General features: G+C 56.7%; 19 protein-coding genes. 8 read left to right on the top strand and 11 right to left on the bottom strand.

The window, feature by feature from the left end; all coding sequences use genetic code 11:
- Positions 1–220: 220 nt before the first annotated feature.
- From DYY88_RS03715 to DYY88_RS03705, 3 genes are all read left to right on the top strand, one after another.
- Positions 221–1,204, top strand: coding sequence for a 30S ribosomal protein S1 (locus DYY88_RS03715; RefSeq protein ID WP_039725608.1), 984 nt, complete (start codon positions 221–223; stop codon positions 1,202–1,204).
- Between the two features lie 111 nt (positions 1,205–1,315).
- A complete protein-coding gene (locus DYY88_RS03710; RefSeq protein WP_039725607.1) occupies positions 1,316–2,056 on the top strand; it encodes an HAD family hydrolase in 741 nt (246 codons plus the stop codon).
- Positions 2,057–2,117: 61 nt separating this feature from the next.
- Positions 2,118–2,717, top strand: coding sequence for a DUF1802 family protein (locus tag DYY88_RS03705; protein WP_039725606.1), 600 nt, complete (start codon positions 2,118–2,120; stop codon positions 2,715–2,717).
- Here DYY88_RS03705 and DYY88_RS03700 read toward each other — a convergent pair.
- The 4 genes from DYY88_RS03700 to crtR form a co-directional block, all read right to left on the bottom strand.
- Positions 2,689–4,092 (bottom strand): glycerol acyltransferase, encoded by a 1,404-nt coding sequence (locus DYY88_RS03700; protein WP_039725605.1) that lies wholly within the window; start codon positions 4,090–4,092, stop codon positions 2,689–2,691. The genes DYY88_RS03705 and DYY88_RS03700 overlap by 29 nt on opposite strands.
- A 120-nt stretch (positions 4,093–4,212) precedes the next feature.
- Positions 4,213–5,421, bottom strand: coding sequence for a DNA-processing protein DprA (gene dprA, locus DYY88_RS03695; protein WP_302849224.1), 1,209 nt, complete (start codon positions 5,419–5,421; stop codon positions 4,213–4,215).
- 38 nt (positions 5,422–5,459) lie between these two features.
- The gene (locus DYY88_RS03690) at positions 5,460–6,164 is read right to left on the bottom strand and encodes a DUF2301 domain-containing membrane protein (RefSeq protein ID WP_367889257.1); all 705 of its coding nucleotides are present in this window, start codon (positions 6,162–6,164) and stop codon (positions 5,460–5,462) included.
- Between the two features lie 82 nt (positions 6,165–6,246).
- Positions 6,247–7,173 (bottom strand): beta-carotene hydroxylase, encoded by a 927-nt coding sequence (gene crtR, locus DYY88_RS03685; protein ID WP_039725603.1) that lies wholly within the window; start codon positions 7,171–7,173, stop codon positions 6,247–6,249.
- Between the two features lie 571 nt (positions 7,174–7,744).
- Here crtR and pyk point away from each other — a divergent pair.
- The 4 genes from pyk (at position 7,745) to DYY88_RS03665 (ending at position 13,093) form a co-directional block, all read left to right on the top strand.
- Positions 7,745–9,526 carry a pyruvate kinase gene (gene pyk, locus DYY88_RS03680; protein WP_039725602.1) on the top strand — a complete coding sequence of 594 codons (1,782 nt, stop codon included), beginning with the start codon at positions 7,745–7,747 and terminating at the stop codon, positions 9,524–9,526.
- Positions 9,527–9,648: 122 nt separating this feature from the next.
- Positions 9,649–10,431 carry an MOSC domain-containing protein gene (locus tag DYY88_RS03675; RefSeq protein ID WP_039725601.1) on the top strand — a complete coding sequence of 261 codons (783 nt, stop codon included), beginning with the start codon at positions 9,649–9,651 and terminating at the stop codon, positions 10,429–10,431.
- 8 nt (positions 10,432–10,439) lie between these two features.
- A complete protein-coding gene (locus tag DYY88_RS03670) occupies positions 10,440–10,877 on the top strand; it encodes a protein tyrosine phosphatase family protein (RefSeq protein ID WP_201278940.1) in 438 nt (145 codons plus the stop codon).
- Between the two features lie 359 nt (positions 10,878–11,236).
- On the top strand, positions 11,237–13,093 hold the full coding sequence (locus tag DYY88_RS03665; RefSeq protein ID WP_044151012.1) for an AMIN domain-containing protein: 1,857 nt from the start codon (positions 11,237–11,239) through the stop codon (positions 13,091–13,093).
- Positions 13,094–13,209: 116 nt separating this feature from the next.
- On the opposite strand, the gene DYY88_RS03660 is transcribed toward DYY88_RS03665, so the two are convergent.
- The 7 genes from DYY88_RS03660 to DYY88_RS03630 form a co-directional block, all read right to left on the bottom strand.
- Positions 13,210–15,348, bottom strand: a complete 2,139-nt coding sequence (locus tag DYY88_RS03660; protein ID WP_063776163.1) for an FAD-dependent oxidoreductase — start codon at positions 15,346–15,348, stop codon at positions 13,210–13,212.
- 269 nt (positions 15,349–15,617) lie between these two features.
- Positions 15,618–16,802, bottom strand: coding sequence for an aldo/keto reductase (locus DYY88_RS03655; protein WP_367889256.1), 1,185 nt, complete (start codon positions 16,800–16,802; stop codon positions 15,618–15,620).
- Between the two features lie 117 nt (positions 16,803–16,919).
- The gene (rpiA, locus tag DYY88_RS03650; RefSeq protein WP_039725599.1) at positions 16,920–17,627 is read right to left on the bottom strand and encodes a ribose-5-phosphate isomerase RpiA; all 708 of its coding nucleotides are present in this window, start codon (positions 17,625–17,627) and stop codon (positions 16,920–16,922) included.
- Between the two features lie 418 nt (positions 17,628–18,045).
- Positions 18,046–18,438, bottom strand: coding sequence for a nuclease A inhibitor family protein (locus DYY88_RS03645; protein ID WP_039725598.1), 393 nt, complete (start codon positions 18,436–18,438; stop codon positions 18,046–18,048).
- Between the two features lie 107 nt (positions 18,439–18,545).
- The gene (locus tag DYY88_RS03640; protein WP_039725597.1) at positions 18,546–19,559 is read right to left on the bottom strand and encodes an MraY family glycosyltransferase; all 1,014 of its coding nucleotides are present in this window, start codon (positions 19,557–19,559) and stop codon (positions 18,546–18,548) included.
- On the bottom strand, positions 19,556–20,470 hold the full coding sequence (locus tag DYY88_RS03635; protein WP_039725596.1) for an NAD-dependent epimerase/dehydratase family protein: 915 nt from the start codon (positions 20,468–20,470) through the stop codon (positions 19,556–19,558). The genes DYY88_RS03640 and DYY88_RS03635 overlap by 4 nt, the downstream gene beginning before the upstream one ends.
- Entirely contained in the window at positions 20,467–21,807 is a 1,341-nt protein-coding gene (locus DYY88_RS03630; protein WP_207223283.1) for a glycosyltransferase family 4 protein, read from the bottom strand. The genes DYY88_RS03635 and DYY88_RS03630 overlap by 4 nt, the downstream gene beginning before the upstream one ends.
- On the opposite strand from DYY88_RS03630, the gene DYY88_RS03625 reads away from it, so the two are divergent.
- On the top strand, positions 21,799–22,497 hold the full coding sequence (locus DYY88_RS03625; protein ID WP_201278939.1) for an AAA family ATPase: 699 nt from the start codon (positions 21,799–21,801) through the stop codon (positions 22,495–22,497). The two genes, DYY88_RS03630 and DYY88_RS03625, sit on opposite strands and share 9 nt — an antisense overlap.
- Positions 22,498–22,578: the final 81 nt, after the last annotated feature.

The following is a 22,578-nucleotide window of genomic DNA, read 5'->3' as shown; positions in this document are numbered from 1 at the left end:
GTAACGGTTCGCAGTGAACTAATCCAGGCCGCACCATACAAGTTTTCGACCCTAAGGCCGGTGTTTTCAGGTATAATCGTAACTCTTGCGAGAGATCAGTCTCCCGCTAACCTCGTCTGCTTAGAAGTGAGACAACTTGATGGGCTTGGCCCATTTGGCTCGGTCCCTTGCGAACTGAGGAGAACACTCATCACGGAGAAAACGGTAGGTAAACATTAGCATGGTCAATCAGGTAGAGCAGGAAAAGGGTACGGATATTGGGTTCACCCACGACGATTTTGCAGCACTATTAGATAAGTACGACTATCACTTTAGCCCCGGTGATACCGTTGCTGGCACAGTTTTCAGCTTAGAGCCCCGAGGCGCCCTCATTGACATTGGTGCCAAGACTGCCGCCTACATTCCCATCCAGGAAATGTCCATCAACCGTGTGGAAAGCCCGGACGAGGTTTTGCAATCGGATGAAACTCGCGAGTTCTTTATTCTCACTGACGAGAACGAAGATGGTCAGTTGACGCTGTCGATTCGTCGCATCGAGTACATGCGTGCTTGGGAGCGAGTCCGCCAGCTGCAACAGGAAGACGCAACCGTCCGTTCTGAAGTCTTTGCGACCAACCGAGGTGGTGCTCTGGTGCGCATTGAGGGACTCCGTGGGTTTATTCCCGGTTCTCATATCAGCACCCGCAAGCCCAAGGAAGATTTGGTGGCGGAAGAGTTGCCGCTGAAGTTCCTAGAAGTGGATGAAGAACGAAATCGCCTTGTCTTGAGCCATCGTCGTGCTCTGGTAGAGCGTAAGATGAACGGCCTGGAAGTTGGCGAAGTAGTACTCGGCACCGTACGCGGTTTGAAGCCTTATGGTGCGTTTATCGACATCGGCGGCGTCAGCGGCTTGCTACACATCTCCGAAATCTCTCATGATCACATCGATACGCCCCACAGCGTCTTTAATGTGAATGACGAAATCAAAGTCATGATCATTGACCTGGATGCTGAGCGTGGTCGGATCTCACTGTCTACTAAGCAGCTTGAGCCGGAGCCCGGTGACATGGTGAAGAACCCTGACTTGGTCTTCGACAAAGCGGAGGAGATGGCTGAAAAGTATCGTGAAGCGATGGCGAAGAAAGCGGAAGAAGAAGCGGCTCAATCGGGCGGTGAGGATACTAGTGACTATAGTGATGATGATTTCTCCGCTACTGAAGACTAGACTTCGCTTGAATTAGATTCATATCTGAGGGTCGTAGCGATAGGTTGCGGCCCTTTTTTGTGGCTATGCGGTGGCGGTGAACGTGGCTGCCAATGTTGATGAGGAGTTGAGATGAAGGGGTTGAACGTACAATGCGGGGCTCGCCGATTTGAAGGCATTGCAGCCATTTTGTGGGATAAGGATGGGACGCTGGCAGATTCCTACGGCTTTTTACAGAAGTTGGCACATCAGCGATCGCACTCCCTCAACCAAAAGGTGCCCGGTGTTTACGATGACCTGATGGCGGCCTTTGGTTGTGTTGCTGGGCAGTATGACCCGGCGGGACTCATGGCGGTCGGTACCCGCTATGAAAATGAAATTGCGGCGGCGGCCTATGTGGCAGCCCGTGGCCATGCTTGGGCTGACTCGCGGCAATGGGTACAGTCGAGCTTTGCGGAGAGCGATCGCAGTGTCACTCGCAAAGCTGACCTGACGCCCCCCTTGGCGGGCATTCCTGAACTCTTGCAGCAGGCCCAGCAGATGGGACTCGTGATGGCGGTCTTGTCAGGTGATACGACGGCAAATATTCAAGATTTTCTGGACTGTTATGACCTGGCGGCTCAGATTGCTTGGAGCGCGGGCAGTGAATCCCCGCCAGTTAAACCAGATCCGCAAATGGTGTGGACGGCCTGTGAAAAATTGCGGGTCGCCCCTGAGGAATGTTTAGTGATTGGTGATTCAGCCTTAGATCAGCAGTTAGCTCACAATGGCAAGTGTGCAGGGTTTGTGAGCGTCACCTGGGGCGGTAGTCCGGCGATCGCGGAAGCCCAGGCGGTCTTAAGTGAGCCTCAGGCATTACAACTGTTGCTCTGAACGAGGTTATCGATTGTCACGCTACGCTTGAGGCAATTGAATCGGCGCAGCGGCAGGAGGCATGACGTTGACTAACATGACTTGGGCTCTGAAGGAATGGGCCGTGGCGGTGGACGCCTTGTTATCAGGGGATTTGATTCTCTTGATCCGAAAAGGGGGCATTCGGGAAGCGAAGCCCGTGTTTGAAGTGCCGAGCGATCGCGTTGTGCTGTTTCCCACTTATGAGCATCAGTCTGTGGCGGCGATGCGTCAGCCGTGGTCGGCGCGAGTTACTGCGACTGGGGTGCCCCAAGAGGGTGACGCGATGCTGTTGCCAGGGTGGGTTGAGATTACCCATCAGTTGGCTTTGCAAGGCTCTGACATGATTGAGCGGCTACGACCTTTCCATATTTGGACGGATGACTGGCTGACCGAGCGCTTGGCTTGGAAGCCGGAACGCCCAGCGTATGTTTTGTGCTTGCGGGGGTATCGCTTTACGACCCCGCTCCAACTTGTGTATGCCAAGCGCTATGGTGGCTGTCGCTCTTGGGTCGAGTTGCCAGAGACTGGAAACTTGCCTGACAGTACCCCTGTCTTGACGACAGCGGCCTATCAACAACGAGTAGCTGACCTGATGACGGCGATCGCGCCGATTACGGCGTCGGCGGTTTCTCCGCCGTGATGAGGGCTTGCACAGCGGTTTGTAAATCAGTGGTGAGATCAGCGATCGCTTGACGGCGGTTGCTTTTGTAAGTGGGCCAGCGATCGCTCACCGACAGTGGTGCTCCTACTGCCAGGTACGCAATTTGCTCTCCCAAGGTGGGCCGAGGAAAAGGATTTTCGCCTTTGATGCGGGCAATGGTGTCGCGCAGTAACAATAGCGTTTCGGCAAAGCGCTCAACCGACGGTTTCGCCTGCACATATTCACCCGTGACGGCGACAAAGCTTTCTACCAGGCGCATATGCCACATCCGTAAGGTGGCTTCTTCGGCGATGCGATCGGCGAGTCCGCGCTCAACGGGGGAGAGGATTTTGTCAGGTCGCAAATCTTCTCGATAAATCCAGTCCCAACCGGCTTGCTCAATTTTGCGGCAGCGATCAATCACCGACCCTTGAGCCGGAATCCGGAAAAATGACTCAGCGGTTTGCAAGGCCGCATTTAATAGGCGATTTAACCGCTCCGCGAGCTCATTGGCCGACTGATTGATGCTCGTTTCCGCCGGCATAAACGACGCTTCGAAGAAATCGCTGTAGTAGGATTCCATCATTTCGAGCAGTCGCCAGCCGAGTTGCACCAGTCGGGGATAAAGGGCTGGGGCGATCGCTTCAGGGGCAGTCGGTAAGGTCGCTGCTGGGGGCGTGATGCCGACTTCTCGCTCGAGTTGGGCGAGTAAATCTGCCAGGGGTTGCCAGGGGGCATCCTGATAAAAATATTGAATCCCCAGGGGCACAATAAAGACGGCTTCCGAGCGCTGGGCCTTGTGTAAATCATCGACGCACCAAAAGCCCATCTGGGAAATCCCCGGCTCAAAGGGGCTGACAATTTCGCTATGGCCGTTATTGGCCCCTTCGGGAGCGGCGGCCATGGGAAATTGGCCGTTGGCAAACAAGTGGCGTGCGGATTTGAGCCCTTGGCGATCGACCTTGCCCCGCTGGATGGAGGTGCCACCGAGGCGAGAATACAGATTCCCGATCCAATCGCCGGCCCAGAGGGGAATGCCGCGATCGTAAATGAAATGGACGTGGGGCGTTTGGGGCAGCGGTTTGCCTAGTTCACGACTGATTTTGGGCAGCTGATTCCACAGCAGGTTCATCAGGCAGTAGGCGTCGTCAGGGCTGGGGTGACGAAAGGCAATGAGAAATCGCGCCTCTTGTGCCGCGAATTGCTGGAACAGGTCAATGAGGACATCGGCCCCTTGAATGTTGAGGGTTTTAACGCTGCTTTTCCAGCGCATCCAAACTGGCAGCACAGTTTGCATCAGCCACAGGATCTTGGGATCAAACTTGGGCGGTAAAAAATCTAGCGGTGGCTGGGCGTAGTGAACGGTCTGAGTCATGTTCTGATTACGCAGAAGGGGACGGGCTGAACAGCGACAAGGCTTGTCCGCTAGTGTAAGGGAGGCGATCGCTCAGGGCGACGACTTGTAACGGACTGTGGACTTAGCGGGCCTAGAGCCTTATGACTCCGTACTGAGTTGATATTGTTGCGTGCCAGGAATGCTGCTGATCAGCCCCATGAGTTCTAACTGCATCAGGGCACTGAGAATATCGCCGGTGGACAGGTCATGCACCTGCTGAACAATCGCATCCAGAGATCGCGACTCGGGAGTGACAGCTTGGAAGACGGCTGACAACAGCGGTGACAAATCAGGGGGAGGCGCGGGCGCAGGGGTTGGTATCGGCGGCTCAACCGGAATGGCTCCCAGGGCTTGCACTAAGGTGTCTTCGCGTAAAATCATCTGCGCCCCTTGACTGAGAATATCCAAACAGCCGTGACCGCGCACATTATCCAGCGAGCCTGGGAGCGCAAACACATCACGACCATAATCGTTGGCTAATTTAGCGGTGATGAGTGCGCCTGATTTGCGCGGCGCTTCCGTGACCAGGGTGGCGCGACTGAGCCCGGCAATGATGCGATTGCGACGAGGAAAGTGGACTTTTTCGGGTTGTGTACCAGGGGGATATTCACTCAGGAGCAGCCCTGATGTACCGATCTCGCGATAAAGGTCGCGATTGCGGTAAGGATAAACCACATCAACGCCCGTGCCCAAAACGGCAATGGTTTCGCCCTGGGCTTCCAGGCAGCTTTCATGGGCGATGCGGTCAATGCCGTCTGCTAGCCCCGAGATCACCAGAAAGCCAGCTCGGCACAGGGTTTTGGTGAGGCGACGAGTCCACCGTTTGCCATAGTCTGAGGGGCTGCGAGTGCCGACGATGCCCACCCCCGGACGGTGCTGACAGGCTGCTAATAAGGCCAAATCTCCCTGGTAGTAAAGGATCGGGGGCGGATCCGGAATTTCGTACAGCAACTCGGGATAGGCGGCGTCAGCCGGGGTGATGAAGTGGTCGGTCGGGGGACGCAGAGACTCCAGCGCAATTTGGGGGCGGTGTTCGGCGATCGCCCACGCGAGCTTGAGGCCAATACCTTCCACGGCCAAGAGCTCGTCTGGAGTCGTCTCCCACGCGACCGTCAAAGAACCGAAGTGCTGTGCCAGGCGTTTTTGCAAAATTGGCCCCAGCCCTGGAATCTGGCTCCAGGCAAACCACAATATGCTTTCCTGCGACAAGACGATGCTCCCGATGTTGGTCTCAACCCTACGGTTAGGATGCCCGATATGGGAGCCCTGAGCATCAAGCGATCGCGACAGGCGAGGGGACAAAATCACACTGCATTAGACCATCATTTTGCCCAACGTCGTACCATCTAAGAAGCGCTGGTGGTCGGCTGTTGGCGCTGCTGTTCTAAATAAGCAAAGACGCTTTTGTCACCAATATCATCGGGGCAAGGTTGCACTGATTTCCGCAAGGCAAACAACACGAAGTTAGCGGCCCAAATTGCTAATAGCAGCGCTTCCCACTCTGGTGATAGGAATTGGAAGAGGTGCCCGAGCAGTAACAACGGGACGAGGGGCGTCATCACTTTGGTCTCAATGCGGTTAAAGCAGAACGCTTCCTTAAAGTAAATGCCGGTCAGGGCGGCAAAGGTAAAGCCAATGCCCCAAATCGTAGCGGGATAGTCGAACACGGTTTGAGCAAACGGCTCTGGAGAAAAGTGAGCGATCGCCAACGATGCCACTCCACCAATGAGCCAAAACGCTTGCAGCAGTCGATGCAAGGGCCGCAAGTAGATATGAATTTTGAGCAGGCTATAGCCTAAGGCCAACCAAAATACGGTGTAGAGTGCGCTAATACCTTGCACCACCCAGTCCACATCGCCGCGCCAGAGAATACCTGCCGTGCCTAAGGCAAAGCTGCTCGCTGCGATCGCAAGGCCAGCGCGATATTGGATGACTTCTTGGCGATCGCTCGCATCAATGGTGAAGGGGCCAAACTGCCCTTCGTAAACTGCAGGTTCTGCAGGGGATTTAATCTTCGCCGTCATGCGCAGTGCCATCAACTCAGCAGTCACAGTCCGCTACTTTTGGGTGGCAGAACTGCTGCTCTCTATCCTAACGGCACATTCACTGGGCTTCGCGATCGCCGACCAATTTTCACCCAGTCGTTTCAGAGTCAGACTCTTGGGTCGGCTTGTGGGAATGGAAACGGATGCCCAGCACCAGGTCATACAGAAAGCCAAACAGATCTTTCGTGCCGTTGAGAATGCCCAGGCATTGAGGCGATCCTTTGGCATCCAGCAGGGGCTTCATCACTTCATAGGTCGGCTTATAGCGATACCAAGGAATCGACGGCCACAGGTGATGAATTAAGTGATAGTTCTGGCCCATGATCAGCAGGTTCAAAATGCCACTGGGGTAGACGCGGGCATTTTTCCAGCGATCGCGCTCTTCAAACGGGCGATGGGGCAAATAATCAAAAAACAGCCCGAGTGCAATGCCCACGACTAATGCTGGCGAAAACCAATAGTTGAAAATGTAGCCCAGAAAGTCAAACTGCACGGCAGCAAACACCAGCAGTCCCACAGCTAAGCGACCGAGGAACCATTCCAGCATTTCCCACTTACGCCAGAGACGACGCTGAAAGAAATAAATCTCGTGATAGAAGAAGCGGGCAGCAATCAGCCATAGAGGTCCCCCGGTAGAAACGAAGTGATCGGGGTCGTTCTCAGGATCGTTGACGTGGGCGTGATGCTGCAAATGCACTCGGGTAAAGACGGGAAAGGAGAACCCGAGAATTAATGCACTGCCGTGGCCCAATACCGCATTGACCGCCCGGTTACGATGTGCGGCGTTGTGTGAAGCATCATGGATGACGGTGCCCGCCAAGTGTAATGCCAACACATTCATCAAAAACACGCACCAGCCGAACCATCCCCAAAGGAAATACCCTAGTGTTGATGTCGTAATGAGCGCCACCGAGGCTAGCAACATCAGGAGGTTAGGACTCAAACCACCGTCTGCCTTGAGGTAGCTAGAGGGTACGGTTTTGGGAATTGTCAGGGGCAGACCGGCCACCGACATACGCAAAGCTCCTTTAATCTAACTTCGGTAGTATACGGCACTTAGGAGCAACAATAAAGTTTTGTGACATCGTCTCATTTAGTCATGTCAATCGTCTGGAGAGCGATTTATTAATCTGCTCAAGGCGCTTCGCCCAGGGGCTTAAGGTTAGGGGGCGCCGCTCGCGTCGGAGTGGTCAGGGCCGATGGCGAAGTCAGGGCTGCCAGAGCGACTGTGACTAAGACCCTGGCGGACCGCTTTTCCCCTGGAGGCAGGTTGCCATCATGAACGGCGAATGAATGGCGAAACTGGAATGCTGGCTGAACGTTGAGTGATGATCTGGGTAATGGGCCGGGCGAGTCGGCCTTGTGCTCTGGCTGCACGAGCCTTGTTGAGAACCTAGACTGACTGACTGTTATGCCGAGGCTGAACAGTGGTTGGGGCAGTCGTGATTGCCAATCGTTGACACCAGTAAGCGGAGTTAACGTGCTACTATCCCGTAGTCTTATATGTAGAGATGCTGCTAAGCCATTAGATTTTTACAGCGCTCTTCAGTTTGTAATTTCCCTTCATCCCTTTTCGTAGAACGGCTATGCAACTTCGAAATGCTTTGCGACGCACTAAGATTGTGGCGACTATCGGACCCGCGACTCAAAAGCCCGAAGTCTTGCGATCGCTGATCGAAGCTGGCGCCACGACGTTACGACTCAACTTTTCCCACGGCACCCACGAAGATCACCAGCGCAGCGTGAAGCTGATCCGCCAGGTTTCCTTTGAGCTCAACCAACCGGTCGGCATTTTGCAAGATTTGCAAGGCCCCAAGATTCGTCTGGGCCGCTTTGAAGATGGCTCGATTCATCTCAGCAAAGGGGATGAATTTACCCTGACGAGTCGGGCCGTCCCCGGGAGTGCCCGCATTAGTTCTGTGACTTATGAACCGCTGGCTCGAGAAGTGCCCAATGGGGCGACGATTTTGTTGGACGACGGCAAAGTTGAGATGGTCGTGGAGTCGGTGGAGCCGGAAAAAGGCGATTTGCACTGCCGAGTAGTGGTTGGCGGCGTCTTGTCAAACAACAAAGGGGTGAACTTCCCGGGCGTTTATTTATCCATCAAAGCGCTGACCGAAAAAGATAAGAAGGATCTCGTCTTTGGTCTGGATCAAGGGGTGGACTGGGTCGCGCTGAGTTTTGTGCGCAATCCTCAAGATGTCTTGGAGATTAAGGAGCTGATTGCGAATGCGGGTAAGCGGGTGCCCGTTATCGTCAAGATTGAGAAGCATGAAGCGATCGAGCAAATGGATGCCATTTTGTCCCTGTCGGATGGGGTGATGGTGGCGCGGGGCGACTTAGGAGTAGAACTGCCGCCAGAGGACGTCCCCATTTTGCAGAAGCGTCTGATTAGCACGGCCAATCGTCTGGGCATTCCCGTGATTACGGCGACTCAAATGCTGGACAGCATGGTCAACAATCCTAGACCCACGCGGGCCGAGGTGTCAGATATTGCCAATGCCATTTTGGATGGTACTGACGCGGTGATGCTCTCGAATGAGACCGCAGTGGGCAAATATCCTGTAGAAGCGGTGAAGACGATGGCGCAGGTGGCGCTGCGTACGGAGCAGGAAACATTTGGTCACGAAGCCCATGAGATGGTGGGCTCGCCGCGATCGATTCCTAATGCCATTAGTCAGGCAGTGGCACGCATTTCGTCGCAGCTCAATTCATCGGCGATTATGACGTTGACTAAGTCGGGGGCCACGGCGCGTAACGTGTCAAAGTTTCGGCCCAAGACACCGATTTTAGCGGTGACGCCCCATGTGGATGTGTCTCGCCAATTGCAGTTGGTGTGGGGCGTTCGGCCTTTGATTGTGCTGGATTTGCCTTCGGCGAGCCAAACCTTTCAGGCGGCGATGAATGTGGCCCAGGAAAAAGGCTTTTTGCGGGAAGGGGATCTCGTCGTGATGACGGCGGGAACCTTGCAGGGCGTCTCAGGCTCGACTGACCTGATCAAGGTGGATATTGTCACGGCAGTACTGGGCAACGGCGTCGGCATTGGTGAAGGGTCGGTGAGTGGGCGGGCACGGGTAGCCCACTCGGGGCTCGACGTGAAGGATTTCAATCCGGGAGAAATTTTGGTGGTGCGTAGCACGAGTGCTGACTTTGTGGAAGCGATTCGGCAGGCGGGGGGCATTGTTACAGAAGATAGCAACCCCACAGGTCACGCGGCAGTGCTGGGTTTGCGTTTGGGCATTCCGGTGATTGTCGGAGTGCAGGGGGCAACCGATACGATTCGCGATGGCACTATTCTGACTCTGGATACTCGTCGGGGACTGGTCTATTCCGGCGCGTTAGGGGCAGTGAAGGCCGAGGTGAATTGAGTTCTCATTGGCGTTGGCATCGACCGGGATCAGGGCTGAATGTTTGAGATTGCCCGCAGAGTAAATCTGTGTGCTGTCTAGATGAATTCGATCGCTGATGTTCATTGCTAGGAACGACTGCCGTGGCTCCCTATCTCGCTCGCATTGATATTTATCCAATCAAGTCGTTTGATGGCGTGGCGGTGGAGACGATCGCGGTTCTTGCGAGTGGAGCGTTGCAGGGCGATCGCGCCTATGCTCTGGTGGATGCTTCAGGGAAGTTTGTCAACGGCAAACGCTTTGCCAGTATGCATCGAGTGCGATCGCGCTTTTCTGACGATCTGAGCCAGATTACTGTTTGGTTGAATGAGCCGACGTCAGCTACGACCTTTCATCTGACATCGCCAACTGCGGACTTTGAACAGTGGGGCAGCAATTATTTTGGGCAGCCTGTGACTCTGCAACATAACGGGGAGATGGGCTTTCCGGATGACACCGATTCGCCGGGGCCGACGGTGATCAGTACGGCGACGCTGCAAACAGTGGCGGATTGGTATGGCCTGAGTTTGGCAGAAACGCGGCGGCGCTTTCGTTCCAACCTGGAGATTGATGGTGTCCCGGCTTTTTGGGAGGATCGGCTGTTTTCGGAGTCGGGAGCGCCCATGCCCTTTCAGATTGGTGCGGTGACGTTTTGGGGGATCAATCCCTGTCAGCGCTGTATTGTCCCTACCCGCGATTCGCAAACCGGCGATCGCACCCAGCACTTTCAGAAACTCTTTAGTGAGCACCGGGCCGCTACGTTACCGCCAGCGGTCGCGCGATCGCGGTTCAACCATTTTTATCGCCTCGCCGTCAACACCCGTGTGGCCCCAAATTCAGTGTTACAACCGTTAACAGTGGGGGACTCAGTTACGATTTTGGAATAGCGCTACCGATGCTGACAGATATTTACAACTATTTGCCCATTTCTGAACGCTTGGCAACCGCTGGGCAACCGACAGCCGAACAGTTTGCTGCGATCGCTCAGGCTGACTTTGCCGTCGTGATCAATTTGGCGCTGCCCACCTCGACCAATGCCTTGCCCGATGAGTGCGCCGTTGTCGAAGCGCAGGGCATGACCTACTATCCGATTCCGGTGGAATGGGAATATCCAACCTTGAGAGATTTTCAGCAATTTGCCACGGTGATGGCTCAACATGCTGAGCAAAAGGTATTTGTTCACTGTGCGATGAACATGCGGGTTTCCACTTTTGTGTATCTGTATCGTTGTCTGCGAGGGGTGCCTCGGGATACCGCTGCGGCTGATTTGGCGAAGATTTGGCAGCCGAATGAAACCTGGCAAAATTTCATTGATACGGTGCTGCCGGAATAAGGTGTGAAGCTGCAACCAATGGCGCGCACCGTCTCGACGCTTACCTAATCCCTTCGCGGCGGCGGAGCAGGCCGGAACTTTTGTGAGGGCTAGAGCGTCACCGCTCGATAGCACTAACTGGTGATCTGTGTTAGACGGGGCGATGCGTGGTCGCCCCGTCGATTTCGGCAACCCTAATTTTTCGCCGTGACAACTATATCTAGCGTGATGTCAAATTAGGGTTGCATTTGTGGAAAATGCGCCTATCCTTGTGTGGAAAGGGAAACTGTGGGGAAATACGCATGCCACCCCGGAACCGACAAAATCCTAAATCTAGGTTTGGTGCCTGGACCTTATCCGCGGCTGCGATCGCGGGAATGATGAGTCCAGCTGCAATCATCGCCCCGGCAAGGGCGGTGGTGCTCAATGATTGGATGTTTGACCCAGCGAGCCAAGCGGTGAGCCTGACGCTGCCGAGTGGCATTACGCCGGATTTCTTCTTGCTGGCAGAACCGGCCCGCATCATTTTGGAGATTCCCAACACGACCTTGGGAACTGTGACGGCGGCTGAACAATACAGTGGGGCGGTGAGCAGCATTCGGTTGACTGAGGTAGCCGGGGGCTCGCGCCTCGTCCTTGAACTTGCGCCCAATACCCGGCTAGATCCACGCCATGCAGAATTGATGGCAACCGATCTGGGCAACGGCCAAACCGAGTGGGTGCTACAACCGCTGTTGCAAGATGCGCCCACAGTCCCAATCGCAACCGCTCCTGTGCCTTCCCGTCCAGCTGCTGCCGATACGCCTGAGGTGGCAGCGCCTGAGTCTTCTGCTCCAGCCGCTAGCGTGGCCGCTCCAAGGGCGGCGATCGCTGATCCCCCAGCGTCGACTATTGCTGATGAGTCCTCCGAGATGACCCCCTCGGAGCCAGTGGAAGCGATGGCCACGGCGGATGATGTCGCGGCAGCAGAGGATGAAGTCTCGGCTGCAGATGCCCCGGCTGTGACGATTGCCGTAGAGCCGCCGGCCTCGTCGGTTAGCGACCCGGTCGCTGCGCCCTTGCCCGCGCCTGCCTCCTTGCCAGATATTGCCACGTCGGCGACGACCGGCGCGGTGCGATCTTTGCCGACAGGGCCGGATCCGCTCTCGTCGGTGAGCACCGATGCCGCAGTATTATCAGGGGCCATCAGTGACAATCTGAGCGACCAGCCACCGGCAGAACTGCCCCTTGATCCCTTTATGGCTGGGGCATCCTCGACGGTTTCTGTGCCGTCTTTGGCCGAGGCTGATAGGACGCCAGCGCCAGCGGTCGCAGTGCCGCCCTTAGCGACGGTGCCCGCTGCCTCCCCCAGTGCCGCTCCGCCTCCTAATCAACCGTTGCCATCCACCACGGCCAGCGCCCCGAATCAAGTGCGTCCTCCCAGTCGTGCGGGTGCTCCGGTTGCGCCGTCGTCGACAGCTAATGTGCCGACTAGTCGCCCAAGTGTGGCACCTCCACCTACGAGTCCTGTCCCCTCAGTGACGGCGGCAGGCGTGGTCCCTGAACAAATCCGGCCGCCGAGTTCGCAAAATCGACCTAGTGAGTCCTCGTCTGTGGCCGCAACTTTGCCCCCAGAATCGACGGTGCGGCCGCCAGTGGTTGCTACTAATCGTCCGTCAGAGAGTTTGCCAGCGGAATCCGCGATTCGGCCACCGACAACAACGGCAGCGGCTCGTCCGGACACGCTGCCAGTGGAATCCACCATGCGACCCCCTGTTGCAGCGGCTAATCGCCCGGAGAGTTTGCCAGCGGAATCTACCATGCGGCCACCAACGACGACGGCGTCTCGCCCGGACACGTTGCCCGTGGAGGCGACGATTCGGCCCCCTGGAGCGGAGACAGCGCGTCAGGCGGCTCCCGATGTGGTAGCTGCCAACTCGCTAGAGATTCCGACCCTGCCGTCACCGCCCGATCATTGGCGTGAACCGGGGAATCGCGCGATCGCCCCGAATGAGGTCAGACCGCCGACCGAAGCTGGTGTGCCGACGCAGGTTCCTAACGTGGCCCCTCGTTCGGAACGGGTCACGACAGCCGCGATCGCAGCCCCGCCATTTTTGACTGATGACGAAGCGGAGTCTGAAACGGCCACGAACGCCCTGTCCAATCGGGAACAGCCGTCTATTCCCCCACCCCCACCGATTCCCCGGGGGAGTGGCCCGTTGCCATTTGGTGAGCCTTTGCCCGCTTCGCGACCGTAGCTGATGAGAATGACCCCAGTAAGCGCTAACTTGCTGGGGGCGAAGCTTAATTATGGTGGGTCGCCTGTATGAGCCGTCCCGTTGTCTAGTCGTTGTGACAAAGGTTCCCTGCGGCGTTAGTCAGACTGTGGGATCGCCCGACGATTGGCGGGCGATCGCGGGGGTTGGGATGTACGGCTGCTCGATGGTTCGTCAGTGGGGGCTGTTTGGGGGTGAATTTTGACCCGTTGACTTTGGGGCGGGGTGCCCATGCCGTAGGTGAGATGGTAACTCTGAGCCATCATCCAGAAAAAGAGACGCGGACTCGTTTTTTCTAGCCACTGCTCGTTACCACTTAGCCAGGTCGGGAACCAGCTAAATAGCCACAGAATAAAGGTTTGCCAGGTGTAATTGAGGTAGCTGCCCATCCACCGCAGCAGATCTTTGGCCCCTGCGAGCTGCCAAATCCACCACAGCAGGGCCGGATTTTGGGTCGCTGCCGTCAGGGCCATGCGGTTAAATTCGCTCCAGGTGGCGCGATCTTTGATGAAGCGATCGGCGACTTCGGCGTCTTCAGATTCCAAAATGCCAAAAAAGGTATTGAGCATGGAATTGATGCGCGCCGGGGGAATCGCCTTGCCCGTGGGCACCATCATGCCTTTAGAAAAGAGCCAGGTGATGGCGATGTTGCTCTGGAAAGCACGAATTTGATTCAAGTGCTGGGCTTTGAGCAAATCGTGCCGCAGGGCGAGGTCGAGCAGGTGGGTGAGGCGGGGGAGATTTCTGACCAGTGAGCCAAAGCCCGTGAATACCAGCGGTGACTGGAGCGAGGCAGCGTCGCCGATCGCCACCAAGCGATCGAAGGCGACGGTGCGATCGTCCTTGCCCTGGGCGAAGTAACCGGGAATGTAGCCAAAGGTGGGTTTACGCCAGGTGAGTTTATCCAGACTACAGCGGCGATACTCTGGCAGGATGTGGAAAAAGTCTTCGTACATGGTCAGCAGCGAGCCGGGGTTCTCGGCATTGACCTGGTGATAGTGGAACAGGTAAATGGTCAACTCATCACCCTGAGCGGGAAAGAGTTCCCAAATCAACTGCCGCCCGCGCGAAATATCGCCGTGGCTAAACAACACGTCCCCATAGGTGGAATCCCACACGGCGGGGTCAAAGCCGCCCGAAATGCAGGCCCCGACGGTCGGGCAGACGCTATCAAAAGCGCGACCATTGTTGAGCTGCCACGCGATCGGGGAGGCCGTGCCCATGGCGTCGATCAGCAAGCGACCGTGAGCGGTTCTGGCCTCTCCGGTGGAGCGGTGCCGGGTGTCTACGGCGACAGCGAGATCGCTCACATGCGCCTCTTCAAAGTCCGTTTCATCCCAGATGGTGCCCCCGGCGGCGAGCAGCTTTTCGCCGCAGCGCTTGAGCAGCGCTTCTGAGTTCAGAGCAATGTTGAGCACGGTCGGCGTATGCAGCACCGGGGCTTTCGCGATCGCCGGATTATTCGCGTCAAAAAACTTGTTGAAACCGTCTTCGTATTCCCGGGCAATCAGCGCCTCAAATTCCTCGGCGGTGAACAGACCCAAATCAATCAGACTTTGAAATTCCTGGCGGGAAATGTTCCACTCGCGGTTCATGCGGCCAAAGGGCAACCGCTCGATCAGCAGCACGCGATAGCCGAGATTGGCCATCACCGCCGCATGGATGACGCCCAAGGCCCCGCCGACATAAATCAAGTCAAACGATGCGGCGTCACCGGGCGCTGTGTCAGTGGATTCGGTGGTGCGGAAGATAACTTGTTTGGGAGTTTTGGGCGATCGCACGCTGTCGCGCCACCGTTGTTCCCACCAATAGACCCGTTGCAAATCGGCCTCGCCATTGGGCATCCGCTGGAAGTACTGAACGGTCTTGGGATAATGGGGGGTGAGGGCCTCAAAAATGGTTTCTGCGGCGGGATTGAACGGGGGGAGTTCGGGATACGTGGGCGGAAACGCGGTGCGGATCGATCGCTCTAATTGTTGAAGCAGCGCGGCTTCTTGGGGCATGGCGCGATCGCCCCACCGAAACACCTTGAGGTACGTGGTGCGCTGCAGCGACCAGACAAACACGGAGAGCGCCGGGGGTAACGCCTCGGGAGCGGCGGGCTGACCAAACTCTAGCCGCACCCCATCCACCGTGGCGATCGCCGTCCCCTGGGAGGGTTGCCATCGCTCCTGCAACCACGCCCGCACGGCCAGCGTATCGGGGGTGGGCACCTCTAAATAAAGCAGTTCTTTCATCAGGACAGATCAAGTCAGGCGTTCTTAAAATCGGGCGGGCTGAATAAAGACTAGAATCCGGTGATGGCCGCTGGGGCGATCATGCTCGTTCTAGGATTTTGTGATGTCTCCTACATTAACCCTTATGGGTTCTTCTCTTACAGGGCTTTCGCCAGGAAACCACGACGAGCCGAGTCCTCACCGCCCCCAACATCAGGCGTAGAGCTTTGGCCGCTGGAGAGACGAGTCAGCCGCCGCGTGATGCGGGGCGGTTGCAGATACTGTCGTGCTTAGGAGCTAGAGAGTCGCTGGACGGCTTTGCCCTGGAGCCGTTGATGGGTCTCGGCGAGAAAGGCGGGAATTTTGTCCGCATGGGGACTTTGGGCGATCGCTGCCCGCAAGTCGATTTCATCCAGTTTGTCGGCTGGGTTGCCCGGAAACCAGTGCCCGCCATTGCCCAGCAGGTTGTACCGGGCTTCGGCATATTCCTGCATGTCGAAGGCTTCGAGCAGGTTACGCAGCCAGAGAATGATCGGAATGTTGATGTTGCCGGGAGTTTGATCGGGGCTGGGCAAGCCCAATTTCCAGGTGCGTAGCCAGTCGGCCCCGAGGGCATCAATCGCCGCCTGTTCTAACCGCTGCAAAATGGGGGGCAGCACCGTGTCCGCTTCCGCTAACAGGGGCAACACTTTCAGGTGCTCGTCAAAATCGCTGGGCTGTGCCGCCCCCAGACTCAGGGTGTGGACTTGGGGATGGCTCAGACAAAACAGATCGTTGAACACGATGGGACTCAGCGGCGCGCACAAATCCACCAGTTTCTGAGGCGGATTGTACAGGTGACCGCCTTTGTCGGTGGGACTGATGATGAAAACGCCCATGTCTTGCTGGGTGGCGGCCGCGATCGCGGGCCAGTTGTCTTGATTGATGTAGTACCAGTGCAGGTTCACATAGTCGAATTGGCCGGTGTTAATGGCATCGACAATCACGTGAGTGGGGCCATGGGTGGAAAAGCCAATGTGACGAATGCGGCCCTGTTTTTGCAGCTGACGGGCTTCATCTAAGCAGCCGCCGGGACGAATGGCCCATTCCAAAGTCTCCGGGGTATTGATGCCGTGAATACCCAGCAGATCAATGTAGTCGAGCCGCAAATTCTGCAAGGACTGTTTCAGCGTCATGCGGAACTCTTTGGCATCGGGCTTGGGCGACACCTTGGTTTGTACGATGAGTTGCTCGCGGGGCAGCTTGGGCAGCACTTTGCCCAACTGCACTTCCGAAGTGCCGTAGCCACGGGCCGTTTCAATATGGTTGATGCCGACGGTGAGCGATCGCCGGATGGTGGTTTCTAAGTTTTCTTGATTCTTGCGGGGAATTTGTGACTCAGGCACATCTTTCCAGGCGTGCTGATAGCGCATACCCCCACAAGAAAATACCGGCATCTGGAGTTCCGTGCGGCCAAAGCGTCGGTATTGCATCATTCTAGAGAAATCAAGTAATCGGACGGTGAGATTGAACTTATCGTAGCGAGAATCGCCGTGGGGGGTTGGGGCAAACAGTCGTCCCATTTGCCCTAATCCCAGAGTCAAGCAGACTCACTACAGACTGCGCACTGAAGCTTGGCCGTCTTTGACTTCGCCCACCAGCACTTCGGTAGCGACGCCGACAAACAGCCCGTTCTCCAACACGCCGGGAATGTTGTTGATGTGCGCTTCCATTTCCGCCGGGTTGGCGATCGCCTCAAATTTGGCATCGAGCACCATGTTGCCCTGGTCGGTAATGACCGGGCCGTCCTTGTTAACGCCCATGCGCAGATCGACCGTTGCGCCCAACGCGGTCAATGCCCGCGTGACGGGAGCCACCGCCATTGGCAATACTTCCACGGGTAAGGCAAAGGTCGAACCTAACTTCTCTACCAATTTGGAGCTATCGACCACGACGATGAATTGTTCCGCCAAGCCATCCACAATTTTTTCGCGGGTGTGAGCTGCCCCGCCGCCTTTGATCAAGTTGAACTGGGGATCGACTTCGTCCGCCCCATCGATCGCGATATCGATTTTGTCCACTTCATCCAAGGTGGTGAGCGGAATGCCGTACTTTTTCGCTAGCACCGATGCCTGAAATGAAGTCGGTACGCCTTTGATGTTCTTGAGTTCGCCAGACGCGAGGCGATCGCCCAAAAACTGAATGGCAAAAGCCGTCGTAGAACCTGTGCCCAAGCCCACCACCGTATCGGACTGCACTTTGGCGGCGGCGGCTCGGCCCACCTCTTGCTTCATCAACTTAACCGGATCCATCTCTGCCATCGGTGATCTCCCAACTGGAATTGCATGCGTTAATAGCATGACCCAAAGTGCGCACCGTTTCTAGCCCTGGGGATCGGGGAGGCGGGATCAGCACCGCCGCCAGTCTGGAATTTCTGAAGATTTACGCTGGATGCGGTGAATCGCCTGACTTAGATTGCGGGAGAGGGGAGCCAGGTTACTCAGCCGATCCAACCGGGTGCCCATATTCAGGAGTCGGTGGGGGCTGACAGGCCAGGAGGCCTATCCAACAGGTGGTCGTTTTTCAAGGATTCTCAACCGGATGCCCATATTCAGGAGTAGGTGGGGGCGAACAGGCCAGGAGGCCTATCCAACAGGTGGTCGTTTTTTAAGGGGGCTTCAACGTGCAGTTTTTTCTACCCAGCCACCCAACTACCCAACTACCCTTATACTCCGCTCCTCACGTCTCCACACTCTGGGTCTGCAAGGCCACATAGCCCGCTGCCGTTTCCCCGACGACCACAACATCCACCGTCACCTCACCCACGCGGAATACGCGCCAGCGATCGCCCACCGACTCCAACCAATCAAATAAGGCGTGATGGCGTTCAGCGATCGCCTTACCCTCCTCGCCATAGCCTCGACAGCGTCGCTCGATCTGCGCCATCAAAGCTGGCAAAGAGATTTCAGTGATAGGAGTGTCGGCAGCGCGTCGTAAAACCCGCAACAGTTCGTCGGTCTCGCCGGTGGTCAGCTCCCAAGTCGGGACTGTCCACGGGGCTTCGGTTTCGCTCGGGAGCCACAGCCCGTCAATCGACTGTTTGAGTTGAGCAATAAGTGCGGTATCCGTCATGGGGCATGCTGCAAGGATGTGTCCTTTCACCCTTGATCTTAGGAGATGGGGCGAAAGGAAGGGACCGCTGTGGCATGGGCTGCTGGGGGAGTTGCCACCCGGAGCGATTATGAACTGGTGGATTCGGAGAGCCGTGCCCGTTGGTGCAAATAGCGTTCGCCCAGGAAAATCAGGGCCCCGCTCAGGCCCACCGCCACGAGGCTGCCGATCCCCTGCCCGAACCCAATCAAGCCCGCCACGATCGCAGTAAAGCCCAAATAAGCCCCGGCGACTTGGCGATGGCTCCACCCCGATTGCTGTAAGCGTTGGTAAAGGTGGGTGCGGTGGGCTTGAAAGATATTTTCGCCTTTGAGCAGACGGCGGCTCAGGGTGTAAATCGCGTCGGCGGTGAGGGGAAGGGTAATGGCGATCGCGCCAAAACTCCGCGTCGGGTCAACGGTGGGTGCAATGAGGGCGATCGCCACGCAAGCGCCCAATACCGTGCTGCCCACATCCCCCATGAAAATTTTGGCGGGTGACCAGTTCCATCCCAGAAAACCTAGCAGCGCCGCCACCATGAGCCACCACAGTGGTTGTTGTAGATACACCGCTAGAAACGCCAATTGGGCAGCGGTGACGCTTGCGACCAAGCCATCCAACCCGTCCATAAAATTGTAGAAATTGACCAGGGCCGTAAAGCCAAATAGGGTGACACCCCCGAGCAGGATGTCCGTGACTGGTGTCAGGGTGAGCCAGGGCTGGGGCCAGAGGCCAAAACTGAAGAGGGCGATCGCGGCGGCTCCCAATTGCACGGCATAGCGGATTTTGGCCGACAGATTATAGCGATCGTCCAGCATTCCCACGATTGCTAAAGGAAGAATGACGGCGGCAACCGCCAGCACCGGGGGAAACAGGGGCGCAAACAACGTGGGCCAAAATTGTTGGCCCAGCCACGCCCCGAGAGCGCTGCCCAAAAAGGCGATGAAAAAGCCGAGTCCGCCGCCCCGTGGCGTGGGCTGAGTGTGGGAACTGCGATCGTTGGGAATGTCTAGCAAGGTCTGTTGGAAGCGTTGTCGCAGCCAGCCAGTTAACGCCCAGGCGGCGACGCCACTGAACCCGATAGATAGCAGTACCCCGATCATGTTTTCCCTGATGCTTGGATGAGTCTCGTGGCTCGGAGCAATTCGACTTCTTGGGCTAGGCCGACTTCTAGCGATCGCGGCTGATAGCCAAAGGCTGCCGTCGCCGCTGCGTGGGAATAGGCTTTGTCTTCCTGCAATCGCAGAATTTGTTCTCGCCGCACGGGCGATCGCCGACCCAAGACCGATTCCAGCAGCGTGGCTGACCACACGCCCAGATTGTACGGAATTTTGAGCGGTTGAACCGGTTTTCCGAGCAGTTTTTCGACGAGGGCCAATAACTCCAAAAAACTCACAATACTGCCGCCGCTGAGATCATACGCGCCTTGGATCTCTGGGTTCAAATAAGCTGTCAGCAAGGCCTGAGCCAAATCGCCCGCATGGACGGGCTGCAACAGACATTGCCCCGAGCCAAAAACTGGAAATCTGCCGTAGCGATCGCAAAACCGAATCAGTTTGTGCAAGTTTTTGTCACGGGGTGAACCGTAAATCATGGTCGGGCGGAACAGACAATACGAACCTGCATACTGCTGTAAAACCGCTTCCGCCTCGCGATATTCCTGCGAGTACTGGTTGTAACGGGAATAGACCCCCGTCGTGCCAATAATGATCAGGCGCGGCGTCAACTGAGCCCGCTGCAAACTGGCTAACAGGGTGGGCACCTGCCGCAGTTGCACTAAGTGGATGATGGTTTCCGGTGGGTGTTGAGCAAAGGCCGCATCCCAGCTACTAGCGATCGCTGTATCGCCCTTTAGAAAAGTCAGTTGCGGATGTAACGCCTGCAATTGCTGGTGGCGTTCCTCCGTCCGAGTGATGCAGACAATGGGTTGTTCGGGCCGCTCGCGACCCAGTGCTTCCACCAGCAGTTGACCCATCAACCCCGTCGCACCCGTCAGCAGCAGTGGCGTTTTCATGGGTTGGCCTCGCTAGCTGACAACACAGACTCATACACTTGGCAGGTTTGAGTATACATGCGCTCAAACGTAAACTGTGCCTCGTACCGCTGGCGACCCGCTGCGCCCAACCGTTGCCGTAGCGGCGCATCTTGCACAAGCTGCTGTAATCGCTGCCGTAGTGTCGCCTCATCCTCGGGCGGAATGCAAAATCCGGTAACGCCATCCAACACGGCTTCCGCGACGCCCCCCACTTGCGTAGCCACCACTGGCAACCCTGCCCGCATCGCTTCCAAGATGGTGCGGGGAAAGCCTTCCCAATGGGAAATGAGGGCAAAAATCTGCGATTGGGCGAGACAGTCGGCAATATCGGAGCGGAAGCCGAGAAATTTCACCTGCGACGTGAGCCCTAATGCTGCAACGAGGCCTTGTACGGTTGGCAGCGTGGGGCCGTCGCCAATTAACTGGAGCTGAAGATTGGGGATTCCCGCGATCGCTCGAATCAAGGTGGCATGGTCTTTTTGCTGATCAAACCGAGCCACCATGGTCATCACGACGGGATTGTTGCCACTTGGCTTCGCCTGGTGCTGCGCCGCGACTTGGGGCATGCCGTTATGAATGGTGATCAGGCGATCTGCCCTCATGCCGCATTGGAGGCCCAGTTGGCGATCGTAGTCCGACACGCAAATGATTTTGGCGGCCCAGGGGGCTGCCAGTTTTTCAATTGCTTGATAGACCTGTCGACGTCGAGGGGGGACACCGGGCGTAAACGCCCAGCCATGGGCCGTAAACAAACAGGGAACTTGGGACAAACGACCTGCGAGGCGGCCTAGCAACCCGGCTTTGCTGGAGTGAGTACTGATCAGATCCGGCTGGAAAGAGTGAATGATTTGTCGCAGTGTCAGCAGAGTTTTGACATCCGGCAGCGGACTAATGGCGCGACCAAAATGGGCAATGGCAATTTGGGGAATGCCCCGCTCGATCAACGCTTGGGTGTAGGCCCCCGCCTGTCCCGTCACCACTAAAACCTCGTGGCGATCGCCTATCAAGGCTTGCGCCAGATCCCGCACATGCACCTGGGCCCCGCCCACCGTATCGGCGCGGGTAATCACAAACAAAATTCTCACAATGGGTTCAGCACGTTCCAAAACTAATCTTGATAGTAATGGGGCGGCGGGAACGAGCGGACAGCGATCGCGGTAATCTTCAGGCTGGGTGACCTGGGGCAGTGTCATCCATCTGAGGCCAGCGCCCGGCTCTGCGAAATTCCGGATCTCGCCCACCGTTGACCATCCGGCTGTGTCGTTGATGGCTCCGATGTTGCGATCGCCCGCCATAATGCAGTACATATGCAGCATCTAGCGAGTGGTGAGCACGTGACGATTTTGGCCGTAGTCAATCAAAAAGGGGGGTGTGCGAAGAGCACCACTTCCGTGCATTTGGCTTACTGGCTGCAGAGTCAGGGGCATACCGTCTGTGTGATTGATGCCGACGCCCAGCGATCGTCGTCCATCTGGCTTAAGGGACTGATTGATGTGCAGATTCCTTATCAGGTGATGCAATCACCGGCAGCGTTGCGCCAGCAGGTGCCCACCATCGCTCAGCAATATGACTACTGCATTGTCGATGGGCCAGCTGGGTTATCCGATGCGACGAAAGCGATTCTCGCCGGTGCCGATTTGGCGATTATCCCGTGCCAGCCCACCGGCGTCGATCTGCGCAGCGCCGCAGATGCGATTCGCCTGGCGTGGAAAATTCGGAAAGCTCGCCAGGGACTGCCCGATGCCCGAGTGTTGTTCTCACGAGCAGTCAAGGGCACGCGCCTCAAGGAAGAGGCGATCGCCATTCTCAAAAAAGCGAAGGTGCCGACCTTCGCAACCATCATTCACCAGCGCCAAATCGTGGCCGATTCCTTTGGGCAACGGGCTACGGTTTTTGATCTAGCCGGACGCTCCGCGATCGAAGCTTCAGCGGAGTTTGAGCAGTTGGGCAAAGAAATCATCCGTTTGCGATCGGCCACCCAGCACCCGGCAACGACTCGCGACTAAAAGCGCACTCTCGCGTTCTAGGGAATGTAGAGAAACCCTAAAAAAACGAGCAGCATACGCTGAACTTCCTATGCTGGTAAC

Source organism: Leptolyngbya iicbica LK, assembly GCF_004212215.1.
GTDB lineage: Bacteria > Cyanobacteriota > Cyanobacteriia > Phormidesmidales > Phormidesmidaceae > Halomicronema > Halomicronema iicbica.
This window is presented reverse-complemented; position numbering and strand designations above follow the sequence as displayed.

Bases quoted from the DNA above. Each gene is read 5' to 3' on its own strand.
- DYY88_RS03635 (WP_039725596.1), bottom strand. From the start codon at position 20,470: ATGAAAACGCCACTGCTGCTGACGGGTGCGACGGGGTTGATGGGTCAA.
- DYY88_RS03640 (WP_039725597.1), bottom strand. From the start codon at position 19,559: ATGATCGGGGTACTGCTATCTATCGGGTTCAGTGGCGTCGCCGCCTGG.
- DYY88_RS03700 (WP_039725605.1), bottom strand. From the start codon at position 4,092: ATGACTCAGACCGTTCACTACGCCCAGCCACCGCTAGATTTTTTACCG.
- DYY88_RS03665 (WP_044151012.1), top strand. From the start codon at position 11,237: ATGAGTCCAGCTGCAATCATCGCCCCGGCAAGGGCGGTGGTGCTCAAT.
- DYY88_RS03655 (WP_367889256.1), bottom strand. From the start codon at position 16,802: ATGATGCAATACCGACGCTTTGGCCGCACGGAACTCCAGATGCCGGTA.
- crtR (WP_039725603.1), bottom strand. From the start codon at position 7,173: ATGTCGGTGGCCGGTCTGCCCCTGACAATTCCCAAAACCGTACCCTCT.
- pyk (WP_039725602.1), top strand. From the start codon at position 7,745: ATGCAACTTCGAAATGCTTTGCGACGCACTAAGATTGTGGCGACTATC.
- DYY88_RS03630 (WP_207223283.1), bottom strand. From the start codon at position 21,807: ATGCTGCATATGTACTGCATTATGGCGGGCGATCGCAACATCGGAGCC.
- DYY88_RS03625 (WP_201278939.1), top strand. From the start codon at position 21,799: ATGCAGCATCTAGCGAGTGGTGAGCACGTGACGATTTTGGCCGTAGTC.
- DYY88_RS03705 (WP_039725606.1), top strand. From the start codon at position 2,118: ATGACGTTGACTAACATGACTTGGGCTCTGAAGGAATGGGCCGTGGCG.
- rpiA (WP_039725599.1), bottom strand. From the start codon at position 17,627: ATGGCAGAGATGGATCCGGTTAAGTTGATGAAGCAAGAGGTGGGCCGA.
- DYY88_RS03710 (WP_039725607.1), top strand. From the start codon at position 1,316: ATGAAGGGGTTGAACGTACAATGCGGGGCTCGCCGATTTGAAGGCATT.
- DYY88_RS03670 (WP_201278940.1), top strand. From the start codon at position 10,440: ATGCTGACAGATATTTACAACTATTTGCCCATTTCTGAACGCTTGGCA.
- DYY88_RS03715 (WP_039725608.1), top strand. From the start codon at position 221: ATGGTCAATCAGGTAGAGCAGGAAAAGGGTACGGATATTGGGTTCACC.
- DYY88_RS03645 (WP_039725598.1), bottom strand. From the start codon at position 18,438: ATGACGGATACCGCACTTATTGCTCAACTCAAACAGTCGATTGACGGG.
- DYY88_RS03660 (WP_063776163.1), bottom strand. From the start codon at position 15,348: ATGAAAGAACTGCTTTATTTAGAGGTGCCCACCCCCGATACGCTGGCC.